The sequence below is a fragment of the Arcobacter lacus genome (assembly GCF_003063295.1).
GTDB classification, from domain to species: Bacteria; Campylobacterota; Campylobacteria; order Campylobacterales; family Arcobacteraceae; genus Aliarcobacter; species Aliarcobacter lacus.
This window is the reverse complement of record NZ_MUXF01000007.1, coordinates 66,036-73,991: the sequence shown is the minus strand read 5'-3', so window position 1 is coordinate 73,991 and position 7,956 is coordinate 66,036. Positions and strand designations below refer to the sequence as shown.

Annotated in this window: 6 protein-coding genes; 3 read left to right on the top strand and 3 right to left on the bottom strand. The window is 27.6% G+C overall.

The genetic code is table 11. The features are described from left to right. Positions 1-206: 206 nt before the first annotated feature. The 3 genes from B0175_RS05010 to clpS all read right to left on the bottom strand — a co-directional run bounded on the left by B0175_RS05010 (position 207) and on the right by clpS (position 3,290). Entirely contained in the window at positions 207-707 is a 501-nt protein-coding gene (locus tag B0175_RS05010) for a c-type cytochrome (RefSeq protein WP_108527558.1), read from the bottom strand. A 68-nt stretch (positions 708-775) separates the two neighbouring features. Next, positions 776-2,989: an ATP-dependent Clp protease ATP-binding subunit ClpA gene (clpA, locus tag B0175_RS05005; protein WP_108527557.1), complete on the bottom strand. Its 2,214-nt coding sequence runs from the start codon at positions 2,987-2,989 to the stop codon at positions 776-778. Position 2,990: 1 nt separating this feature from the next. Further along, a complete protein-coding gene (gene clpS / locus B0175_RS05000; RefSeq protein WP_108527556.1) occupies positions 2,991-3,290 on the bottom strand; it encodes an ATP-dependent Clp protease adapter ClpS in 300 nt (99 codons plus the stop codon). 77 nt (positions 3,291-3,367) lie between these two features. Here clpS and bioD point away from each other — a divergent pair, with 77 nt between their 5' ends. From bioD to B0175_RS04985, 3 genes are all read left to right on the top strand, one after another. Next, on the top strand, positions 3,368-4,006 hold the full coding sequence (bioD, locus tag B0175_RS04995; protein ID WP_108527555.1) for a dethiobiotin synthase: 639 nt from the start codon (positions 3,368-3,370) through the stop codon (positions 4,004-4,006). A gap of 273 nt (positions 4,007-4,279) precedes the next feature. Beyond that, entirely contained in the window at positions 4,280-5,413 is a 1,134-nt protein-coding gene (locus tag B0175_RS04990) for an HpcH/HpaI aldolase/citrate lyase family protein (protein ID WP_210004274.1), read from the top strand. Positions 5,414-5,433: 20 nt separating this feature from the next. Next, a complete protein-coding gene (locus B0175_RS04985; RefSeq protein WP_108527554.1) occupies positions 5,434-7,953 on the top strand; it encodes an aldolase/citrate lyase family protein in 2,520 nt (839 codons plus the stop codon). The last annotated feature ends 3 nt before the right edge of the window (positions 7,954-7,956 follow it).

Below are 7,956 nucleotides of genomic sequence, written 5' to 3'. Positions count from 1 at the left end.
CTGGGTTCGAACCAGGGGCCAAATGATTAACAGTCATCTACTCTACCGCTGAGCTATGCCGGAATCTTTTTTAACTTATTCTCTTAAATTGGACGGGAATTATAATACCTTTTTCTCTTTTTGTCAAGAGATTTTTTGTTAATTTTTACTTAAATTATGAAATTTAATATTTTAAACATATAAAAGGATATTTCCTTTTATATGTCTTATTTTATATTTGAGATATATGTAGCTAATATTTCTATTTCTTCATCAGTTTTTGTTTCAACTTGTGGTTTCATGATATTTTTCATAATACCTCCATAAGTTCCATCTTTATATCCATTCATAGCAGTAATAATTCTTTCTTTATCCCAACCTGCAATAACTTGTGATTTTCCTAGAGCTTCTTTTTCTGCTTTTTGTCCGTGACATGAAGCACAAACTTTATATAATGTTTCACCATCAGGAGTTACAACAGCTATTTCTTGTGTATTTTGAACTTCTTCATCTACTTTATCTTTAATTATATTTTCTTTTACTACTTCAGCTTTTTTTTCTTCTACAATTTTATTAGTTGATTCTGCAACTGTATTATTTGAAGTTTCATTTGTTTTTTGAGTTGTTTCTTCTTTTGTTACTGTTTGAGTAGAAGATTCTTTTTTATCTTCTGTGCATCCTGAAAGTAACAATACAGCAATAGCTGAACCCAATAAAATTCTATTCATTTCTTTCCCTTTTTATATTTTTTAAATTAATCTCGCAATTATAACCAAACAATTGTATAAAAATCGTGTTACAAACTGTTAAAGTTGAAAATAAATTCATTATTGTAGTCAATTTTCACAATACCACCTTTTTTTAGCTTTCCAAATAATATTTCATCAGTTAAAGGATTTTTGATTTTATCAGAAATAACTCTATTTAATGGTCTTGCACCCATTGCTTTATCATAACCTAATATTGCTAACTCTTTTTTAGCTTTTGCACTAATTTCAATTTTTATTTTTTTATCAACTAATTGTTTTTCTAAATCTTCTATAAACTTACCTGCAACTTTTGCAACTATATCTATACTTAATGAATCAAAAGTTACAACTGCATCTAATCTATTTCTAAATTCAGGAGCAAAAAATTTATTTATTGCTTTATTTTCATTTAGTTTTTCATTTTTTGCAAATCCCATTACATTTGCTTCAGTTGCACCTAAATTTGATGTCATAATTAAAACAACATTTTGAAAATCTGCTTTATTACCACTGTTATCTGTTAATTGCGCATTATCCATAACTTGAAGTAAAATTGACATTAAATCAGGATGAGCTTTTTCTGTTTCATCAAGTAATAAAACTGTATGTGGATGTTTTCTAATAGCTTCTGTTAAAAGTCCACCTTGTTCAAATCCAACATAACCAGCAGGCGCTCCAATAAGTCTTGAAACAGTATGAGCTTCCATATATTCACTCATATCAAATCTTTCAAAATGTATTCCCATTTGTAAAGATAACTCTTTTGCAACTTCTGTTTTTCCAACTCCAGTAGGACCTGTAAATAAAAAACTACCTATTGGCTTTTTATCTAAACCTAATCCAGCTTTATTTCTTTTAATTGATTGTACAATAGTTGAAATTGCAGTATCTTGTCCAAAAACTCTTTTTTGCATATTTTTTTCTAAATTTTTCAATAAACTTAAATCTGTTTTTGTTGCACTCTTTGGTGGAATATGAGCCATTTTTGAAATTATTTCTTCAACATCTTTTGAAGTTATTGTTATATTACTTTCTGCTTTTGTTTTTAAAGTTGTTGCTAAATTAATTTTTTTAGCTGCGCCTACCTCATCAATAACATCAATAGCACAATCAGGTAAAAATCTATCTGTTATATACTTTTTACTTAATTCAACTGCACTTTGTATTGCACTTTTTGAATATTTTACACCATGATATTCTTCATATTTTGATTTTAAACCTTCTAAAATCAAAATAGAATCTTCAATACTTGGTTCTTCAACATCAACTTTTGCAAATCTTCTACTAAGTGCCTTATCTTTTGAAAAATCATTTCTAAATTCACTAAAAGTTGTTGCACCAATACATCTTAATTTTCCATTTGCAAGCATTGGTTTTAAAATATTTGAAGCATCCATAGCAGACCCACCAACACTTCCTGCTCCAACAATTGTATGAATTTCATCTATAAATAAAATTGCATTTTTTATTTTTGAAACTTCTTTCAATAAACTCTTTAATTTTTTTTCAAAATCCCCTCTGTACTTTGTTCCAGCAATCATAGAACCCATATCAAGTGAAAAAACTTTAGAATCCAATAAAAATTCTGGAACTTTCTTTTGTGCTATTTGTAAAGCTAAACCTTCAGCTATTGCTGTTTTTCCAACTCCAGGTTCTCCAACAAGTATTGGATTATTTTTCTTTCTTCTACTTAATATCTCAATTACTCTTGAAATTTCTCTATCTCTTCCAATTACAGGATCAATTTCACCTTTTTTTGCAATAGAAACTAATTCACTAGAATTTTTATCTAAAACTTTTTCATTTTCACTATTTTCATCATTTTTTTGTTCATCTTCATCTTTATGAGAAATCTCTTCAAGTATATCAACTCTTTGTATTCCATATTTTTTTAATAAATATGTAGAATAACTCTTCTCATCTTTTAAAATAGCTACAAACATATCTTCAACATTTGCATTTGTTTTTCCACTACTTTGAGTATGAGAAACCATATAATCTATCGTTGAAGATAAAGATACTGTTTCTATTGGTTCATCATCTACATCTTTTGGAAGTAAAGGAGTATTTTCATCTATATAACTTTTTAATTCATTAAATAAAATATTTGTATCAACACCTAAATCTATAAAAAGATTTTCAATTGTTTGATCATTAATCAACATTAAAAAAACATGTTCTACTGTCAAATATTCGTGTTTACTACTTTTTGCATAACTTACAGCTTGTGCAAAAATATGTCTTAATTCTTTGCTTATCATTTTATTCTTCTTCCATAACAGCTTTTAAAGGAAAACCTTTTTCTCTCGCCATTGTTTTTACTTGAGTAACTTTTGTAAAAGCTATCTCATGAGTATAAATTCCACATAATCCTTTTCCATTATTGTGAATATTTAACATTATTTCTGTTGCATCTTGAGTTGATTTTCTAAACACTCTTACTAAAACATCTATTACAAAATCCATAGTTGAATAATCATCATTTAAAAGAAAAACATTATATTTTTTTGGCTCTTGCAAATCTAATTCATCATTTAATTCTACTTCTATTTCATTACCCACATCAAACCCTTATTATTTTTACTATGATAAAATCATTTTTTTAAAAAACGTCCTATTATAACAAAAAAGAGATTATTATGAAAAATGACATTGCTAATTACAAAAATAAATCTATATTTATCAGTGCTACAAATACAGATGTAGGAAAAACTTATGCATGCGAAAAGTTTTTAAACTATTTTGCAAAAAATGGTTTAAAAGTTGGTTATTTCAAACCTTGTGAAACAGGAGTTATAAATAATAAACCTCTTGATGGCACAAAAATGTTTGAATTAGTAAAAAAATTAAATCCAAATTTTGAAAAACTTTCTATAAATGATATTGTTCCTTATCAATTTGAACTCCCAGCAGCTCCATATGTTGCCTCAAATAACACTATTATAGATATAGAATTTTTAAAAGAGAAGAAAAAATATTTACAATCTTTTTGTGACATATTAATAATAGAAGGAGCTGGAGGACTTATGGTTCCACTTAAAAAAGATATTTTTATGATAGATTTGATAAAGATTTTTGATAGTCTTGCTTTTTTAATAACTCCATCAAAACTTGGTTGTATAAATGATACACTACTTTCAATAGAAGCTTTAAAAAATAGAAATATAGATTTTGAATTTTTTATAAACTTACATAAAGATACTGATAGTTTTGAAAAAGTATCAAAACCATTTTTAATTGATTACTTTGGTAACTTAAATTTTTTACAAGATTTATAAAATTCTTTAATTTTTTTTACATTTTTATATTTTTTATATAAAAAGTCTAAGAGAATTTTATCATTTTGTTAGACTTTTTGACTTTTTTCTAAGTTTCCTTTCCCTTATTGTAGGGCTTTGAAACACTATTATTATTTTAAGCTTAAATTTATTTGCTATTTTAAAAGCCATAAAAATAATTCATTTTAATTTGTGTATAAATTCTTTATTAGTTTTTATGAATAAATTCTTTTGAATAAAAACAAATATATAAAATATTATGAAAGGTGATATATGATGACTTCTACAATAGATTTATCTAAATTAACGGCAAACGATGATTTGACACCAGTATTAGGTGGTTATTGGCCTGGTATTCAAATTTATTATCCACCAATTAAGTTTAATCCACTTGATGGAACATATGAAAGTATGGAACAAGCAAAATTGAGATTACAAAAACATGCTTATAAAACAAAAGCTCATACAGTATTATTTGACTTAGAAGATGGTTGTAGACAAAAAGCTATGAGTAGAGAGTTATTAATTCAAGAATTACCAAAATTCCCTGAAAGAAATTTTCAAATAGCTGTAAGAATAAATCCATTTAGAACTGAAGAGTATGAAGAAGATTTAAAAATGTTAAAACAAATTCACCAATACATTGATGTAATCGTTTTAGCAAAAGCTGGAGAAATTTATGGAAGTGCTGAAATCAGAGATTTATCTTCTTGGTTAGTTTCAATTGGAAGTAAATTAACAATTCAACCAATTATAGAACATCCAAAATCACTTCAAATTGCTGATAGATTGATGGATTATTCAACTGTAAAACATATCGTTTTTGGTATTCACGATTTTTCAAAAGCAATGGCTTATAAAATCACTCCAAAAGGATGGATTGATGAATTACAAACATTCTTTAATATTCTTACATTAGAAGCAAGAATTAAAGGAAAAGGTGTAATTGGTGGAGTTGAAGTTATGCTTACACCTCATTCATTACCTGATTCATGTGTTGAGAAAAAAGATATTAGAAGATGGTTAGATTTACATGGAGATGAAGCAAGTAGACATGTTTATGCTCATGCTATTAGAGAAAATGCTATGGGATTAACTGGAAAACAAGTTATTACTCCAAACCATATTAATATTTGTAAAGTTGCATTTACTCCAAGTCCAAATGAAATTGCAAAAGATGTAGCTATTTTAAAAGCTGCTATTGAAGCTGATGCACTTTTAAGTGGTGCTATTAGATATGAAGGTGAGATGTTAGATCCTCCAATGTTTGGAAAATCTTTACAAAACATTTTAAGAGCTTATGCTTTAAATAGTTTAACAAAAGAAGATGAGTTATTTGCATTATCTGTATTGAATAAAATGCCAATTCATACATTTAAAGAAAACTGGCCATATGGTCAACTGTAAAAATTTTAAGGAGTTTTAAAATGAGTCAATTAGTTAAATTAGAAGTACCAGAATTTTTAAACATTGGTGTTGCTTGTACATCAGCACATATTGGAACAACAAAAGAAAATAATATTGCTATGGTTATTGAAGATGATAAACTTGGAACTGATGAAATAACTTATAAAGAATTAGCAAAAAAATCTGACCAAGTTGCAAACTTCTTTACAGGAATTGGATTAGAACCAAGAGATAGAGTATTAGTATGTTTAAAAAACTCTTTAGCCTACCCTATTTCATTTTTTGGAACTATGAAAGCTGGAATTATTGCAGTACCTACTTCAACACTTTTAAGTGGTAGTGAAGTTAAATATCTTGCAGAAGATTCACAAGCAAGAGCAATAGTATTAAGTGCAACTATGTATGAAAATTTAGTTCCATATCTAGAAAATTTAGATAACTTAAAAACTATTGTTGTTGCAGGAGTTGATAGTGTTGAAGATTTAAAAAAACCAAAAGATATAAATGTTTACGCATTAAATCAAATTTTTAAAACAATAGATACAACACCAAACCACTATAAATCAAAATCTGGTGAACCTGCATATTTAGTATATACATCAGGAACAACTGGTTATCCAAAAGGAGTTTTACACTCTCATAGATCATTAGTTGGAAGAAAACCAGCAACTGATTATTGGTTTGATTTTAAAGAAAATGATAGAATTATGCACTCTGGTAAGTTTAACTGGACATATGTTTTAGGTTCTGCACTTATGGATCCATTATATAATGGGCACACAGTTATTGCTTATGAAGGTGCAAATGATGCTTCAACTTGGATTGATTTAATAAAAAAACACCAATGTACTATTTTTATTGGAGTTCCAACAATTTATAGACAAATCATCCAAAAAACAGATTTTACACTTGATGATTGTCCAAGTTTAAGATATTGCATGAGTGCAGGAGAGCATTTATCAGATGAGATGTTAGGACTTTGGAGAGAAAGATTTAAACAAGATATTTATGAAGCAATTGGAATGAGTGAATGTTCTTATTATATTTCTCACTCAAAATATAATCCAATTCGTCCAGGAAGTGCAGGTTTCCCACAACCAGGACATATTGTAAAACTTATAAATCCAGAAACATTAGAAGAAGTTGGATTAGAAGAAGAAGGAATGATTTGTATTGGAGAAGATGATCCAGGATTATTCTTAGAGTATTGGCAATTAGAAGAAGAAACTGCAAAATCAAGACACGATGGATATTTTTTCACAGGTGATTATGCTAGAAAAGATAAAGATGGATATATTTGGTTTATCGGAAGAAAAGATGATATTATCAATACATTTGGATTTAGAGTAAGTCCACATGAAATTGAAAGAGTTGTAAAAACTCACCCATTAGTTGCTGATTGTGTTGCTTTTGGACTTGATATTGAAAAAGAGAAAACTTTAGTTGCTATTGCTGTTGTTGGTCATGCTGATTTAACAAAAGAGCAAGAAGAAGAGATTTTAGCATTCTCTCAAGCAAATTTAGCAAAATATAAAGCACCAAAAAGAATTTTTACTATGAAAGATTATCCAAGAACTAAAAATGGTAAGGTTCTAAGAAAACAACTAGTTAAAAATTTAAATGATTTAGAAAAAGCGAAAATCACTGGACAAGAAATAGTTGAGTATAAAGCAAGAAGATCTATGTTACTTATTCCTTCATATAATAAACATAATGTTGAAAAAGCAAAAACTGTTCTAGCTGATACAGTAATTTTTGACCTAGAAGCAATTTTACAAGAACAAAGAGAAGTTGCTAGACAAACAATAAAAGAAGTTTATAAAGAACAAGGTTCAAAATTTGGTGAAAGTGAAAGAGTTTTAAGAATAAATAATCTTGGAAGTGAAGATTTAAAAAAAGATTTAGCTTTAGCAAAAGAGATTGAATTAGATGGATTATTATTTTCTAAAATTCAATCAAAAGATGATGTTTTAGAGGCAGTTGAATTAATAAATGAAGTAAATCCTGATCTTACACTTATGATTATGATTGAAACTCCTCTTGCAGTTTTAAATATACATGAAATTTGTGCAGCTAGTCCTCAAGTTGAAGTTGTTGTTGTTGGTTCAAACAAACTTGCAAATAGACTTCAAATAGACATAAAAAGAGGTTCAAAAGCAATGTTTAACTATCTATCACAAATTGCACTAGCTTCTAAAGCGTATGGAAAAACTGTAATTGATGGTCCACATTTTGATGTTAAAGATGAGTTTGCTTGTGAAGATTCAACAAAAGATGCATTTAACTTAGGATTTGATGGAAAATGTTTAATTCATCCTGTTCAAATAGAGTATATAAATGATATTTTTACTCCTAAACAATCTGAAGTTGAAGATTATGAAGATATGATAGCAAAATATGAAGAAGCAACTAAAGAAGGAAAAGAAGTAATTTTACATAATGATAAATTAGTAGATTCTTCAAAAATCAAATGGGCTAGAAAAATGATTAGATTGTATGAAACATACAAAGCTTTAGGTCAAAATCTATTTGGTAAATAAGGA

Excerpts from the sequence above, each read along its gene's own strand:
- clpA (WP_108527557.1), bottom strand. The coding sequence starts at position 2,989 with ATGATAAGCAAAGAATTAAGACATATTTTTGCACAAGCTGTAAGTTAT.
- B0175_RS04990 (WP_210004274.1), top strand. The coding sequence starts at position 4,280 with ATGATGACTTCTACAATAGATTTATCTAAATTAACGGCAAACGATGAT.
- B0175_RS05010 (WP_108527558.1), bottom strand. The coding sequence starts at position 707 with ATGAATAGAATTTTATTGGGTTCAGCTATTGCTGTATTGTTACTTTCA.
- B0175_RS04985 (WP_108527554.1), top strand. The coding sequence starts at position 5,434 with ATGAGTCAATTAGTTAAATTAGAAGTACCAGAATTTTTAAACATTGGT.
- bioD (WP_108527555.1), top strand. The coding sequence starts at position 3,368 with ATGAAAAATGACATTGCTAATTACAAAAATAAATCTATATTTATCAGT.